Below are 13,962 nucleotides of genomic sequence, written 5' to 3'. Positions count from 1 at the left end.
CGGGGGTCCTCCTCACCCGGTCCGCACGGCCCGTCGCTGTCCGCACACCCCTCGCGGTGGCCCAGGAGCCACCGTCCGACGCGCAGGAGGCCGTGGGCAGCAGGGCGCGACCGAGGCTCGTCGCCTATCGGCGACCGAGGAACTCGTCCAGCGTCCGTGCGTCGGGCGCGGTGGCGGGACCGGCCGCCGTGACGGCCAGCGCGGCCGCCGCGTTGGCGCGGCGCGCCGCGTCGGCCGGGGTGAGGCCCCGTGCGAGGGCGGCCATGAAGACGCCGGTGTGCGCGTCACCCGCGCCGTTGAGGTCGACGGCGCGGACGGCGAACCCGGGGACCGCTTCGAACGCCCCGTCGTGGTGCAGGAGGCACCCGTCGGGGCCCGTACGCACCAGGGCCGAGCCGCGCTTCAGACGGGACTGTACGGCGTGGGCGGCGGCGGTCGGGTCGTCGGCCCCGGTGAGCAGCGCGGCCTCGCGGGCGTTGCAGCTCCACCAGTCGGCGCGCGCCAGGAGCGACTCCAGCGCGGCCGCGGGGATGTCTCGCACCAGCGGCCCCGGATCCACGATCACGGTGACGGCCGGGTCCAGCCGGGGCAGCCACGCGGTGAGGGCGGCGCGATTGGGCTCGTAGAGCAGGCTGTAGCCGGAGACGTAGACCAAGTCGCCTGCGGCGGGCTGGAGTTCGGTGAGGTCGTCGAGGGTCAGTGTCGCCTCGGCACCGGGGCTCGTGACGAAGGTGCGCTCGCCCTCGGCGTCCACCAGGCAGACCACGAAGCCGGTGTCGGGTCCGGTTCGGGGTGCGAGGAGCACGTCGATGCCCTCGGCGCGCAGCGCGGTTCGCGCCCGGTCGCCGAAGGGGCCGCTGCCGTGGGCTCCCGCGTAGGTCACCGGCAGGCCCTGACGGGCCGCGGCGGCCATGACGTTGAAGCCGCCGCCAGGTGCGCTCCGCGTGTCCGTGGCCAGCACGTCACCGCCCCGCTCGGGCAGCGCAGGCACGGCGAGGACCAGGTCCATCATCACGTTGCCCAGGTGCAGAAGTCTCATACGATCACGGCCGTCCGCGCAGCGCGAGCAGAGCCGTGGCCGTCGCGTCGAGGTCGATCTTGTTGACTCGGTCCAGGGTGGCTCGCGCGTCGGCGGGGAAGGCCTCCACCCCGTGACAGGCGCCGCCGATCGCGCCCGCGATGGCCGCGATGGTGTCGCAGTCCCCGCCGACGGAGGCGGCGAGCAACACCGCCTGCCACGGGTCGTCCTGACAGGCCGTCAGTACGGCGAAGGCGGCCGGGACCGACTCCTGTGTCGCCAGGCTGGTGCCCACCAGCGTGTACACACGCTCGCCCACTTCGGCCGGCGACAGCCCGCGGACGAGTCGGGTGGCCCAGACGATGCGCTCGGCGACGTCGGCGGCGGCCACCCAGTGCCCGCGCGCGGCCCCGAGGCGGGCCGCACCGACCGCCGCCTCCACCGCCTGGGGAACCGACGCCCCGTCAAGTCCCGCGCTGACCGCGGCGGCGACGGCTGCCGCGCCCGCGAGCGCGACCCCGGTGTGGTGGGTCAGTCTGCTGGCCTCCACCACCCGGTCGACCAGGGCGACCGGGTCCGCCGAGGACACGGCGATGCCCACGGGCGCGATACGCATCGCGGCGCCGTTCGTCGTGCCGTACCGGCCGACCTCGTCCACCGATGTGCCGGCCAGCACCAGCTCCACCGCGCGCTTGGTCGACGGCCCCAGCAGGTCGAGCGAGCCACGGGCCCGCATGTCGTCCTCCCAGGCCACCAGGCGCCGGGCCAGCTCCGCCGCGTCGACGGTTCCGGCGCCGTCGATCAGCAACTGGGCCAGCAGCAGGGCCTGTTCGGTGTCGTCGGTGATCGCTCCCGCCGGCATTCCGGCGGCCAGCGGATGGTCGGGCGCGGCGGCGTGGAAGCCGGTCAGGACCGGCCCGTAGCGGGCGACGATCTGCGGGCGGGACAGCATCTGCGTCGGCATGCCGAGGGCGTCGCCGAGCGCGAGCCCGTAGAGGGCTCCGGTGGCGCGGCTGTGCGGGGTGGGGGTGACGGTGTTCATGGGTGCTTTCCGTGGTGGGGCGGCTGGCCTTGGCGCGGCAGGGCTCAGCCGAACTCGAGCGACAGCTGGAAGTGGTCGGGGTCGAGCAGGCTCACGACATGTTCGACGAAGGAGCCGTCGGCGGCGCGGCTGGTGCGCCGCGTGTCGAGGAACCAGTCGCCCGCCGCGCGTCGCAGCACCTCCGCCTCCGGTGCGTCGATCCGACGCCCGGCCAGCCGCTGCTCTCCGTGGTCGGCGCGCAGGCCGGCCCGCCGCATCACCTCGGTGAGGGACAGCTCGTCGAGACCGCGCCCGGGAAGTTCCCTGATTCCGGGAACAGGCGGCAGGAAGCTGCGTTCGTACGACACCACGGAGCCGTCCGCCACGAGTTCCCGTGTCCGCTCCACCCGTATGAACGTGGCCGTGTCCAGGCCGAGTTCACGGGAGAGCTCCGGGGCGCGGACCTCCCGCACGGAAAGGGTCCGTACGTGCGTGTCGATCCCCTGGACGGCCAGTGCGTGCGCCCAGCCGAGCCGGTCGTCCAGCGGGCGGCCGTCGAAGAGGACGTACGAGCCCTTGCCGGTGCGGGTGGCGATCAGGCCGGCCTCGTTCAGCTCGGCGAGCGCGGCCCGTACGGTGGTGCGGCTGACGCCGAAGCGCTGGGCGAGGGCGTGCTCGCCCGGCAACTGCTCCCCCGCCGGACGGTCTCCGCTGCGGATCTCCTTGGCGAGGACCTCGGTGATCCGCTGGTGCTTGAGCCGGACCTCGGTCATACCGCGCTCCCGGTGAGCACCTCGTCCACGGTGACGACGCGGATCAGCGGCCGGTAGAGGTCCATCACCTGGAGGGCCCTGATGTGCGAGTCGTCGTCCACGCCCGCGCAGGCATCGGCCACCACCAGCACCTCGGCTCCCGCGTCGGCGGCGGCGAGCGCGGTGGACAGCACGCAGCAGTCCGTGCTGACTCCGGTCAGGACCAGCCGGCCTTCGGGGCCGACGCGCTCGGCGAGTTCGGGGGTCCACTTGCCGAAGGTGGTGGCGTCCAGCACGTGCGGGGCACCGGCCGCGAAGTCGTCCGTCAGCTCCCACAGCGGGGCGTCCGGCGGCCGGAGCGCGAAGGGCCACTGGTCGTAGTACGCACGCCAGGCGCCGACGGGCTTGTCGGGCGCCAGGAAACGGGTGAAGGTGACCCGGTCCCCGAAGGCCGGCAGCAGTCGCCGTACGCCGTCCGCCGCCTCGTCGAACCGCGGAGTCGCCCAGGGACTGTCGGGCTCCGCGAAGACGCGCTGCATGTCGATGACGGCGAGCAGGCCGTGCGTCACCCGGGCGCTCATGCGCTCACCACCTCCTCGCTCGCCGTGGGGCTCGTGTCCTGTCGCTCCTGGACGCGCACCCGGCCGCGATCGAGGGCCAGGGTGCCGAGGAAGCCGAGGGCGAGCGCGACCAGGACGCCCAGGTTGGCGTAGGCCCAGGCGCCCGTCTTGCCGCCGAGTCCGAACGGGTCGAGCAGATAGCCCTGCCAGTCCAGCCAGCTGGCGGCCGAGTTGGTGACCAGGCCCCAGCCGAGCACGGTGGCGACGAGGGTGAGCAGCAGCGGCCTGAGCGGGACATCGCCGTACCGGCCGTGCGGACGGAACAGGTCCCCCTCGTCGTAGTCGCGGCGGCGCAGCGCCAGGTCGGCCAGCATGATCCCGCACCAGGCGGCGACGGGCACGCCCAGCGTGGTGAGGAAGCCGATGAACTGGCCGAGGAAGTTGTCGGTGAAGAAGACGATGTAGACGGAGCCCGCGATCATCAGGACGCCGTCGACGAGGGCCGCCAGATAGCGCGGCACGCGCAGGCCCGCGGAGAGCAGCGCCAGGCCGGACGAGTAGATGTCCAGGACCGCTCCGCCGACCAGGCCCAGCACGGCGACCACCGCGAAGGGGACCAGGAACCAGGTGGGCAGGATCGTGGTCAGCGCGCCGACCGGGTCGACGGCGATGGCCTTGCTGAGGTCCCCGGAGGAGCCCGCGAGGAGCAGCCCGAAGACCAGCAGGAGCAGCGGTGCCACCGAGGCGCCGAAGGTGGTCCAGCCGATCACGCCGCGGCTGGAGGAGGCGCGCGGCAGATAGCGCGAGTAGTCGGCGGCGGCGTTGACCCAGCCGAGTCCGAAGCCGGTCATCATGAACACCAGCGCGCCGATGAACTCCTGCGCGGAGCCCGCCGGTACGGCGCTGACGGTGTGCCAGTGGATGTGGTCGGCGACCAGCGCGATGTAGACGACGGTGAGGACGGCGGTGACGACCGTGATGACCGTCTGCAGCCGCATGATCAGGTCGAAGCCCATCACACCCCCGACCACGATCAGCGCGCCGACGACGATCAGGGCGACCACCTTGGTCTCGGTGCCGCCGCCCCAGCCGAGCCGCCCGAAGACCGTCGCCGTGGCCATGGTGGCGAGCGCCGTGAGTACGGTCTCCCAGCCGACGGTCAATACCCACGAGATCACCGACGGCAGTCGGTTGCCCCGTACCCCGTACGCCGCCCTGCTGAGCACCATCGTCGGCGCGGAGCCGCGCTTGCCCGCCACCGCGATGAAGCCGCAGAGCAGGAAGGAGAAGACGATGCCGATCACTCCGGCGGCCAGCGCCTGCCAGAAGGAGATGCCGAAGCCGAGCGCGAAGGCGCCGTAACTGAGGCCCAGAATCGAGACGTTGGCTCCGAACCAGGGCCAGAACAGCGTCCGAGGGGTGCCCTTGCGCTCGGCGTCGCCGATCACATCGAGCCCGTGCGTCTCCACCTGGAGCCGTCGGTCCGCGGATCTGTTGTCGAGGGAATCGAGGGAGTCTGCCATCGTCGACCTACCTGTCTAGACGTGTTCAGTGGAGGCTAGGTCGGCCCGCCCCGGGCGTCAAGGGACGCCGGCGAACCGGGAACCGGGCCACAGAGGTTGCGGCCACGGTGAGAAGCTGTGCCCGAACCGGCGTACTGAAGGTGGAGGGGCACCAGCCACCGAGCCCTTCCCTACCGGAGGTACCTCACCCGTGACCATCACCAAGGCGGCCCCGCCCCCGGTCGACCACCGCGACGCGGAGGACCGGAGGGCGCCGCGGGGCTGGCAGTTCAACTCGCCCCTCGTCCTGACCATGCTGCTGCTTTTGGTCGTCGCCGCGCAGGGGCCGATCCGCCGGGCTTTGTCCGCTCCGGTCATGCAGAGCTGGATGACCGTGTTCGTCGCGGTGGTGATCCAGGCCCTGCCGTTCCTGGTTCTCGGTGTGCTGCTGTCGGCGGTCATCGCGGTGTTCGTGCCGCCGTCGTTCTTCGCCCGCGCCCTGCCGAGCCGGCCCGCCCTCGCGGTGCCGGTCGCCGGGATGGCCGGTGCGGTGCTGCCCGGCTGCGAGTGCGCCTCCGTGCCGGTGGCCGGGGCGCTGGTCCGCCGGGGTGTCGCGCCCGCGGCCGCGCTCGCCTTCCTGCTGTCCGCCCCGGCGATCAACCCGATCGTGCTGACCGCCACCGCCATCGCCTTCCCCCGCGATCCGGAGATGGTCCTCGCCCGGTTCGTGGCGAGTCTCCTCGTGGCGTGCGCGATGGGGTGGCTGTGGCAACGGCTCGGCCGTAGCGACTGGCTGCGTCCGCCGGACCGCCCGGCGCACGACGGCCCCGGCAGGGGGGCGGCGTTCTGGGGGTCCGTGCGGCACGACGTGTTGCACGCCGGCGGCTTCCTCGTCGTCGGCGCGATGGCGGCGGCCACGCTCAAGGCCGTCGTACCGGCGAGCTGGCTGCACGCCGCGGCCGGCAACCCCGTGGTCTCGGTCCTCGCCCTGGCGATTCTGGCCGTGCTGTTGTCGATCTGCTCCGAGGCCGACGCGTTCGTGGTCGCGTCGCTGACCCAGTTCTCACTCACCGCCCGGCTGGCGTTCCTCGTCGTCGGTCCGATGATCGACCTGAAACTGTTCGCCATGCAGGTCGGCACGTTCGGCCGGGGGTTCGCGCTACGGTTCGCGCCCGCCACGTTCGCCCTCGCGATCCTCATGTCGGTCCTGGTCGGGGCGGTGCTGCTGTGAACCGGCAGGCACAGGCGGCCGTGCTCTTCCTGGTCGGCGCGGCGGTGTTGCACGCCGGGTCCACCGATCTCTATCTCCGTTACGTCAAGGCGGGGTTGCAGCCGCTGCTGCTGGGCGCGGGGGTCGTACTGATCGTCGCGGCGCTCGCCACGGTGTGGTACGAGGTGCGCGGGGCGCGCGCGGCGAAGGGGAGCCGGGGCGAGGGGGGCCACGGGGGCGACCTGGAGGGGGGCCGGTACGGGGACGGGCAGGCGCACGGGGACCGGGACGAAGACCGGCTCGGGCATCGGGACGGACAGGAGCACGGGGACCGGCTCGGACATAGGGACGGGCAGGCGCACGGGGACCGGCACGAGGACGGGGAGGAGCAGGGGCACGTCCACCGCGAACCGCGTATCTCGTGGCTTCTGATCCTCCCGCTGCTCGCCCTGATCCTGGTCGCCCCGCCGGCCCTCGGTTCGTACAGCGCCATGCGCACCGGCACCGCTCTGCAGGCGCCCTTCGCCTACCCCGCTCTCCCCGCCGGTGACCCGCTCCCGCTCAGCCTCGTCGACTACGCAGGCCGCGCGGCCTACGACCACGGCCGCTCACTCGGCGACCGGCGGATCACGATCACCGGCTTCGTCGCCCTCGACCGCGCCGGTACGCCCTACCTCGTCCGTATGGCGCTCAACTGCTGCGCCGCCGACGCCCAGCCCGTCAAGATCGGCCTGACCGGGCGGATCCCGCCCGTCCTCCAACCCGACACGTGGCTCGAAGTCACCGGCACCTACACCGGCGAACGAACGAAGGATCCCGTCAACGGCGGCATCATCCCGTTCCTCGACGTGAGCCTGGCGCGACCGGTGGCGACGCCACACGACCCGTACGACGAGAGTTGGAACAACTGAGCCCCGGCGCCGAGGCCCGGAACGGGACCGAAGGTCACCGGACCGGCGATGCGGCACATGGACGTCACCACGCACTCACGCCATACCGCCTCGCCCGGACCAATGCAGCGCGACCGTCCTGTGCCCCACCCGCCGTGACGCGGTCCCCTACCCGCTCGTCGTCGACGGCGACGCGGTCGACGTCGCCGTCGCCGTCGACGCACCGTCCGAGGGCTGGTCGCCGGCCTCCTCGGTGGCGACGATCACGGTGCTTCCCGTCGTGACCTCGCTCCCCGCCTGCGGAGTGGTCGAGGTCACGACGGCGTCGGACGCCTGGGAGGAACCGGAGGCGACGCTGACCTTAAGGCCCAGACCGCCCAGTTCGTCCTGGACCTCGGCGAGTGTCCTGCCGACGATGTCGGTGGGTATCCGGACGGTCTGCTCCGCCTTGGCGACCTGAACGTCGACCGCGGATCCGGACGCGACCTCCTCGCCCTGCGCGACGCTCTGACCGACGACGGTCCCGGACTCGGCACTGCTGTCCACCTCGGTGGTGTTCCCCAGCTTCAGACCGTGCGCGGCCAACAGCTCCCGGGCCTCGCCCGGTGTCAGGCCGGTGAGATCGGGGACCGCGGCCTTCCCGGGCGCCTTGGCCGCGCTGAGGGTGATCTCGGTCCCCTTCTCCGCCTTGGCGCCGCCCTCCGGGTCCTGTGTGAGGACGGTCCCGGCGTCATGCTTCGTGGACTCCACGTGCCGGACCTTCACCTTGAATCCCTTGTCCTGGAGGATCCGGGTCGCGTCGTCCTCGTTCTTGTCGGTGACGTCCGGTACCTCGACCTTGGGCGCGCCGGTGGACACGGTGACCGAGACGGCCTCCCCCTCGGCGAGTTCGCCGTCGGTCGGGGTCTGCTCGCAGACGTAGCCCTTCGGCTGGTCGTCACAGGGCTGCCGCTTGGCGACGGTGACCGTGAGGCCACTGTTGTCAGCCGCCCGCCGGGCGTCGTCGAGCGTCCGGCCGACCAGATTCGGTACCTCCGCCCTGCCGTCGTCGGCCGTACCGCGCCCGAAGAGGAACCAGCCGAGCACGAGCGCCATGCCGACCACGACGACGCCGGCGACTGCCAGCACGACGCCCGCCCTTCGGCTGCCGCCCGGGGCCTCCTCGCCGCCGTCACCGTCGACGTCGTAGGTGTCGCTCGGGTCGTACGGGTTCTCCGTGGCGTACGGGCGCTCGGGCCCGGGTTCCGGTCCCGGCTCGGCACCCGTCGTGAAGGCTGACTCGAAGGCTCCCGTGCCCAGGCAGGCCGTCACGTCGGCGAGCATCTCCTCGGCGGACCGGTAGCGGTACGCGCGGTCCTTCGCCAGGGCACGCAGGACGGTGGCGTCCAACCGCGGCCCGATCTCGGGGTTGTAGAGACTCGGCGGTCGCGGCACTTCCTGGATGTGCTGGTACATCACCGCCATCGGCGAGTCACCCGTGAACGGCGGCCGGTAGGTGAGCAGTTCGTACAGCAGACAGCCGACGGAGTAGAGGTCGGAACGCGCGTCGATCTCCTCTCCCAGCGCCTGCTCCGGCGAGAGGTACTGCGCGGTGCCGATGACGACCGAGCTCTGCGTCATGCCGACGTCCCGCAGGTCACGGGCGATCCCGAAGTCCATGACCTTGACCTGACCGGCGTGGGTCAGCATGACGTTGGCCGGCTTGATGTCCCGGTGCACGATGCCGTGGTGGTGGGAGTGGGCGAGGGCCTGGAGAACGCCGGCGGCGATCTCCAGGACGCGGCCGAGGGTCAGCGCCGGGCCGGAGTACAGGATCTCTCGCAGCGTCATTCCGTCGACGTACTCCATCACGAGGTACGGCAACGGCACCGCGGAGGCGACGCCGTACGCCATCTCCTCCCCCGTGTCGTACACCGCGGCGATGGCCGGGTGGTTGAGCGATGCAGCGGACTGTGCCTCACGGCGGAACCTCGCCTGGAACGTCGGGTCCTGAGCGAGATCGGCGCGCAGCGTCTTCACGGCGACGCCCCGGTCGAGCCGGGTGTCGTGGGCGAGGTGCACCTCGGCCATGCCGCCACGGCCGAGCAGTCGACGCGGTTCGTAGCGGCCGCCGTAGGCGGTCACCGGGCTCGGCTGAGCCTGCTGCCAGGAGCCCCACGCCGAGTCACCGGCTTCGGCCGGGCCGAGGCCGTCGGGGTACCACTCCGGGGACGGCTCCGGGTGGGAGAAGGTCAGATCGTCTGGTCCGCCGAGGTTCACTGCGCTTCTCCACGGGGGTAGGAAGTCCGGGCCGGATCGGTGGGCGCTGCGCCGGCAGCTCCGCGCTCCCGTCGCACCGACGGCCTGGCGGCACCTCTCCGTGCCAGGAGCGCGGGAACGATAATTGCACATCGCCGGGTAACTAGTTTCACCCCTGTGGAAAAGTCGAGGCGGACGCCCGCCAAGGACCTTCGGGCAGCGGCGGTCCCACTCCGGACGCGACGAAGCGACCGAGCATCCGGCCGGGTCCACAGGCCGACTCCGGCCGAGCCCCGTTCGTGCCTGGGCGTCCGCCGAGCGGGCGGTGCCACCGGCCCGCCCGTGCCGCCCGTGCCGCCCGGCCCACCCGTGCCCTCCGTGCCACGCGTACCACCCGAGCCACCCGAGCCACCCGAGCCACCCGAGCCACAAAAGCGGCACGATTGCCGATGACCGGCCGACGCCCCGCCGTTGCCGCCCCCGCGCCAGGGCCGCCGACCTGTCGTCGAGCGCCGCGAAAAATTACCCGGCGTTTTCTGTTATGCCGAGGCCGCGGCCGGTCCCTCCCCCAGTCATGAGCGAGATTTCACACCGCGTGGACGATGGGAGCCCTTCCGTGTCTTTGTCACATCGCAAGAAGTCCTGGTCGCGTCGTAAGGTTCTGGGCGCGACCGCCGCCGGCACGGTGGCCGCCGCGGTCGGGGCGTTCGGCGTGGCGAAGGCGGCGACCACCTCCTCGACCGCCGCGGCCGGCAGCGCCCCGGGCGACGTCGTCGGGAAGATCTCCGTCGGCTACCAGGGCTGGTTCGCCGCCAAGGGCGACTCCTCCCCCATCAACGGCTGGTGGCACTGGGCCAAGGACATGAGCAAGGCCCCCTCGCCGTCGAACACCGGCATCAAGTCCTGGCCCGACATGCGCGAATACACCCAGACCTACCAGACCGCCTACGCGGCCCTCGGCAACGGCGACCCCGCCACCCTCTTCTCCTCGTACGACCAGCAGACCGTCGACACGCACTTCAAGTGGATGAAGCAGTACGGCATCGACACCGCGGCCCTCCAGCGCTTCAACCCGACCGGCGGCGAGGGCCCGACGCGCGACGACATGGCGGCCAAGGTCCGCAGCGCCGCCGAGGCGCAGGGTGTGAAGTTCTACATCATGTACGACGTCACCGGCTGGACGAGCATGCAGTCGGAGATCAAGACCGACTGGACCGACAAGATGAAGGCGTACACCTCCTCGTCCGCCTACGCCACGCAGAACGGCAAGCCGGTGGTCTGCGTCTGGGGATTCGGCTTCAACGACGACAAGCGCGACTTCTCCGCCTCCGCCTGTCTGGATGTCGTCAACTGGTTCAAGAACCAGGGCTGTTACGTCATCGGCGGCATCCCGCACGACTGGCGGACCGGCGGCACGGGCACCCGGGCCGGCTTCACCGACGTCTTCCACGCGTTCAACATGATCTCGCCGTGGATGGTCGGCGCCATCGGCAAGGCCGCCGACTCGGACAACTACTACGAGAACGTCAACAAGGGCGATCAGGCCGAGTGCGACGCCAAGGGCATCGACTACCAGCCCTGCGTCCTGCCCGGAGACGTCTCCGAACGCCAGCGCGCCCACGGTGATTTGATGTGGCGTCAGTTCTACAACATGGTGCGCCTCGGCGCGCAGGGCATCTATATCTCGATGTTCGACGAATACAACGAGGGCAACCAGATCGCCAAGACCGCCGAGACCCAGGCGTCCGTCCCCTCCGACTCGGGGATCCTGGCCCTCGACGAGGACGGCACCGCCTGCTCCTCGGACTACTACCTGCGTCTGACCGGCGACGGCGGCCGCATGCTCAAGGGGCAGATCGCCCTCACCGCCACCCGCCCCACGCTCCCCGTCGCCGGCCAGGTGGTCAGTTTCAAAGCGGGCGTGAACGGCAAGTACGTCACCGCCGAGAACACCGGGACCTCCGCACTGATCGCCAACCGGACGGCCGTCGGCACCTGGGAGAAGTTCGACATGGTCGACGCGGGCAGCGGCACGATCGCGCTGTACTCGCACGCCGACTCCCGTTTCGTCACGGCCGGCTCCTCGCCGCTGATCGCGGACAGCACCTCGGCGGGCCGGGCCCAGACCTTCCAACTCGTCCACAACAGCGACGGAACGGTCAGCCTGCTGGCCTCGGCCACCGGCAAGTACGTCACCGCCGAGGACGCCGGCGACTCCGCGCTGATCGCCGACCGGACCGCCATCGGCCCGTGGGAGAAGTTCACCCTGATCACCGCGTAACCCGGCCTGTGCGGCTGTGATGTGAGCGGTCGCGCCCGGCGAGGGGCCGAAGCGCGACCGGATCTGTCCGCGCGCCCGTGGTTCCACAAGGTGCAGCGGGCGCGCGCCGACCGGACGAGGCGCGTGCGCACCGTCGTCGACGGTCTCACCGACGGCGCGTCACGGCCGGGGCGTCACCGGCCGGCCGCCGCGGACCGTTCGGACGACGCCGCCAACAGCCCCAGTACGTCGCCGAGTTGCCGACGCACCCCGGGATCGGTGAGGAGACCGTCCTCGCCGACCATCCCGCGGTCCATGGGAAGGTGCACACAGGCCGCCTCCACGATGTCGGCACCGGTGTAGCCGAGCACCGCCCGCAGGGTGGCCTCCGCGCCGTGGCCGCGGCCCTGGGCGGCGGCGTTGACCCAGGCCACCGGCTTGTCGCAGATCTCCGTGCCGCCGACCGTCCAGTCCAGCAGGTTCTTGAAGGAACCCGGCAGGGTGCCCGCGTACTCCGGGGTACAGATCAGGATCCCGGCCGCCTGCTCGATCGCCTGCCGCAGACCGGCCACGGGCATCGGCAACGGATCTTGGTCGTCATCAGGGTTGAAGTGCGGAAGCGCCGCCAGGCCGTCGTACAGGACGGTGCGCACCCGCCCGGGCGCCACGGTCCGCGCGGTGCGCAGTACGGACTCGTTGGTGGAGCCGGATCTCAAACTCCCTGACAACAACAGGATCACGGGCAGCGTGGACATCCGCTCAACCTACCGCCCTGCCGCCGCGGTCCGGCAATGGACGAGCGCCTCCGTACAGGGGCGCCGATGCCAGGAAACGCACCGTGTGCGGTGGACGGAGCGCCCTTTCCCACCACGCCTCCCCACGCCGTTCCGCTCGGGGTGGGCACCCCGTACATGATCAACACGGCGACGGTTTAGCATATGAGCGCCGCCTAGCTCGAAAGATAAACTTGTGACTGTCAACGACGACTCGTTCACCAACTGGAAGAACCGCGAGGAGATCGCGGAGTCGATGATCCCGCTCATCGGGAAGCTGCACCGCGAACGGGACGTCACGATCCTGCTTCACAGCCGCTCCCTGGTGAACAAGTCGGTGGTCAGCATCCTCAAGACGCACCGATTCGCCCGGCAGATCGCCGGTGAGGAGCTCTCGGTCACCGAGACGCTGCCTTTCCTGCGGGCTCTCACCGCGCTCGATCTCGGCCCGTCCCAGATCGACATCGGCATGCTCGCCGCCACGTACAAGACCGACGACCGCGGTCTCTCGGTGGAGGAGTTCACCGCCGGGGCGGTCGCCGGCGCCACGGGTGCCCACAAGATCGAGCGGGGCGAGGGCCGGGACGTCGTCCTCTACGGGTTCGGCCGCATCGGCCGTCTCGTGGCCCGCCTGCTCATCGAGAAGGCCGGCTCCGGCAACGGCCTGCGGCTGCGCGCCATCGTCGTCCGCCGGGGCGGCGAGCAGGACATCGTCAAGCGCGCCTCGCTGCTGCGCCGCGACTCCATCCACGGCCAGTTCCAGGGCACGATCACCGTCGACGAGGCGAACAGCACGATCATCGCCAACGGCAACGAGATCAAGGTGATCTACGCGAGCGACCCGTCGGAGGTCGACTACACGGCGTACGACATCAAGGACGCCATCCTCATCGACAACACCGGCAGGTGGCGCGACCGCGAGGGACTGTCCCAGCACCTGCGCCCCGGCATCGACAAGGTCGTCCTGACCGCGCCCGGCAAGGGCGACGTCCCCAACATCGTGCACGGCGTCAACCACGACACGATCAAGCCGGACGAGCAGATCCTGTCCTGCGCCTCCTGCACCACCAACGCGATCGTCCCGCCGCTGAAGGCGATGGCCGACGAGTACGGCGTGCTGCGCGGCCATGTGGAGACCGTCCACTCGTTCACCAACGACCAGAACCTGCTGGACAACTACCACAAGGCAGACCGCCGCGGCCGCTCGGCGCCGCTCAACATGGTCATCACCGAGACCGGTGCCGCCTCCGCCGTCGCCAAGGCGCTGCCCGACCTCAAGGCGCCGATCACCGGCAGCTCGATCCGCGTCCCGGTGCCGGACGTCTCGATCGCGATCCTCAGCCTGCGGCTGGGGCGGGAGACCACCCGCGAGGAGGTCCTCGACCACCTTCGCGACGTCTCGCTGACCTCGCCGCTCAGGCGCCAGATCGACTTCACCACCGCCCCCGACTCGGTCTCCAGCGACTTCATCGGCTCGCGCCACGCCTCGATCGTCGACGCCGGGGCCACCAAGGTCGACGGCGACAACGCGATCCTGTACCTCTGGTACGACAACGAGTTCGGCTACTCCTGCCAGGTCATCCGCGTCGTCCAGCACGTCTCCGGGGTGGAGTACCCGACGTACCCGAGCCCGGCGATCTGATCTCTGCCGAGCCTGACCCACGCTCCTCTTCCTCTGGCCCGGATGCGCGCACGCATCCGGGCCAGAGGACTGTTCGGGGCCGGGCGGCCGCCCGGC

Annotated in this window: 11 protein-coding genes; 4 read left to right on the top strand and 7 right to left on the bottom strand. The window is 71.2% G+C overall.

Annotation, left to right across the window (positions count from 1 at the left end; all coding sequences use genetic code 11):
- Window positions 1-124: 124 nt before the first annotated feature.
- The 5 genes from ACFVXA_RS00590 to ACFVXA_RS00570 are packed head-to-tail and all read right to left on the bottom strand — an operon-like array spanning window position 125 to window position 4,874.
- Window positions 125-1,039, bottom strand: a complete 915-nt coding sequence (locus ACFVXA_RS00590; protein WP_390023277.1) for a PfkB family carbohydrate kinase — start codon at window positions 1,037-1,039, stop codon at window positions 125-127.
- Between the two features lie 4 nt (window positions 1,040-1,043).
- Window positions 1,044-2,060 carry an ADP-ribosylglycohydrolase family protein gene (locus tag ACFVXA_RS00585; RefSeq protein WP_362015901.1) on the bottom strand — a complete coding sequence of 339 codons (1,017 nt, stop codon included), beginning with the start codon at window positions 2,058-2,060 and terminating at the stop codon, window positions 1,044-1,046.
- A 44-nt stretch (window positions 2,061-2,104) separates the two neighbouring features.
- On the bottom strand, window positions 2,105-2,812 hold the full coding sequence (locus ACFVXA_RS00580) for a GntR family transcriptional regulator (RefSeq protein WP_362015898.1): 708 nt from the start codon (window positions 2,810-2,812) through the stop codon (window positions 2,105-2,107).
- Window positions 2,809-3,372 carry a cysteine hydrolase family protein gene (locus tag ACFVXA_RS00575; protein WP_383735357.1) on the bottom strand — a complete coding sequence of 188 codons (564 nt, stop codon included), beginning with the start codon at window positions 3,370-3,372 and terminating at the stop codon, window positions 2,809-2,811. The genes ACFVXA_RS00580 and ACFVXA_RS00575 overlap by 4 nt, the downstream gene beginning before the upstream one ends.
- The gene (locus ACFVXA_RS00570) at window positions 3,369-4,874 is read right to left on the bottom strand and encodes a purine-cytosine permease family protein (RefSeq protein WP_390023272.1); all 1,506 of its coding nucleotides are present in this window, start codon (window positions 4,872-4,874) and stop codon (window positions 3,369-3,371) included. The genes ACFVXA_RS00575 and ACFVXA_RS00570 overlap by 4 nt, the downstream gene beginning before the upstream one ends.
- 190 nt (window positions 4,875-5,064) lie before the next feature.
- Between ACFVXA_RS00570 and ACFVXA_RS00565 the strand changes: the two genes are divergently transcribed.
- Entirely contained in the window at window positions 5,065-6,084 is a 1,020-nt protein-coding gene (locus tag ACFVXA_RS00565; protein ID WP_390023269.1) for a permease, read from the top strand.
- Complete coding sequence (locus ACFVXA_RS00560; protein ID WP_390023267.1) at window positions 6,081-6,974, top strand: TIGR03943 family putative permease subunit; 894 nt, start codon at window positions 6,081-6,083, stop codon at window positions 6,972-6,974. The genes ACFVXA_RS00565 and ACFVXA_RS00560 overlap by 4 nt, the downstream gene beginning before the upstream one ends.
- Before the next feature lie 147 nt (window positions 6,975-7,121).
- On the opposite strand, the gene pknB is transcribed toward ACFVXA_RS00560, so the two are convergent.
- The gene (gene pknB, locus ACFVXA_RS00555) at window positions 7,122-9,212 is read right to left on the bottom strand and encodes a Stk1 family PASTA domain-containing Ser/Thr kinase (protein WP_390023264.1); all 2,091 of its coding nucleotides are present in this window, start codon (window positions 9,210-9,212) and stop codon (window positions 7,122-7,124) included.
- A 520-nt stretch (window positions 9,213-9,732) separates the two neighbouring features.
- Between pknB and ACFVXA_RS00550 the strand changes: the two genes are divergently transcribed.
- Window positions 9,733-11,472 (top strand): xylosidase, encoded by a 1,740-nt coding sequence (locus ACFVXA_RS00550; RefSeq protein ID WP_383905847.1) that lies wholly within the window; start codon window positions 9,733-9,735, stop codon window positions 11,470-11,472.
- 173 nt (window positions 11,473-11,645) lie between these two features.
- On the opposite strand, the gene ACFVXA_RS00545 is transcribed toward ACFVXA_RS00550, so the two are convergent.
- Window positions 11,646-12,206 (bottom strand): NADPH-dependent FMN reductase, encoded by a 561-nt coding sequence (locus ACFVXA_RS00545; RefSeq protein ID WP_362015877.1) that lies wholly within the window; start codon window positions 12,204-12,206, stop codon window positions 11,646-11,648.
- A 214-nt stretch (window positions 12,207-12,420) separates the two neighbouring features.
- Between ACFVXA_RS00545 and ACFVXA_RS00540 the strand changes: the two genes are divergently transcribed.
- A complete protein-coding gene (locus tag ACFVXA_RS00540; protein ID WP_383735371.1) occupies window positions 12,421-13,866 on the top strand; it encodes a glyceraldehyde-3-phosphate dehydrogenase in 1,446 nt (481 codons plus the stop codon).
- Window positions 13,867-13,962: the final 96 nt, after the last annotated feature.

Origin of the sequence: Streptomyces sp. NPDC058246, assembly GCF_042881985.1 — a bacterium.
Taxonomy (GTDB): domain Bacteria; phylum Actinomycetota; class Actinomycetes; order Streptomycetales; family Streptomycetaceae; genus Streptomyces.
This window is presented reverse-complemented; position numbering and strand designations above follow the sequence as displayed.

Coding starts and splice junctions, on each gene's coding strand:
- ACFVXA_RS00590 (WP_390023277.1), bottom strand. CDS start 1,039: ATGAGACTTCTGCACCTGGGCAACGTGATGATGGACCTGGTCCTCGCC.
- ACFVXA_RS00585 (WP_362015901.1), bottom strand. CDS start 2,060: ATGAACACCGTCACCCCCACCCCGCACAGCCGCGCCACCGGAGCCCTC.
- ACFVXA_RS00580 (WP_362015898.1), bottom strand. CDS start 2,812: ATGACCGAGGTCCGGCTCAAGCACCAGCGGATCACCGAGGTCCTCGCC.
- ACFVXA_RS00575 (WP_383735357.1), bottom strand. CDS start 3,372: ATGAGCGCCCGGGTGACGCACGGCCTGCTCGCCGTCATCGACATGCAG.
- ACFVXA_RS00570 (WP_390023272.1), bottom strand. CDS start 4,874: ATGGCAGACTCCCTCGATTCCCTCGACAACAGATCCGCGGACCGACGG.
- ACFVXA_RS00550 (WP_383905847.1), top strand. CDS start 9,733: ATGCCGAGGCCGCGGCCGGTCCCTCCCCCAGTCATGAGCGAGATTTCA.
- ACFVXA_RS00545 (WP_362015877.1), bottom strand. CDS start 12,206: ATGTCCACGCTGCCCGTGATCCTGTTGTTGTCAGGGAGTTTGAGATCC.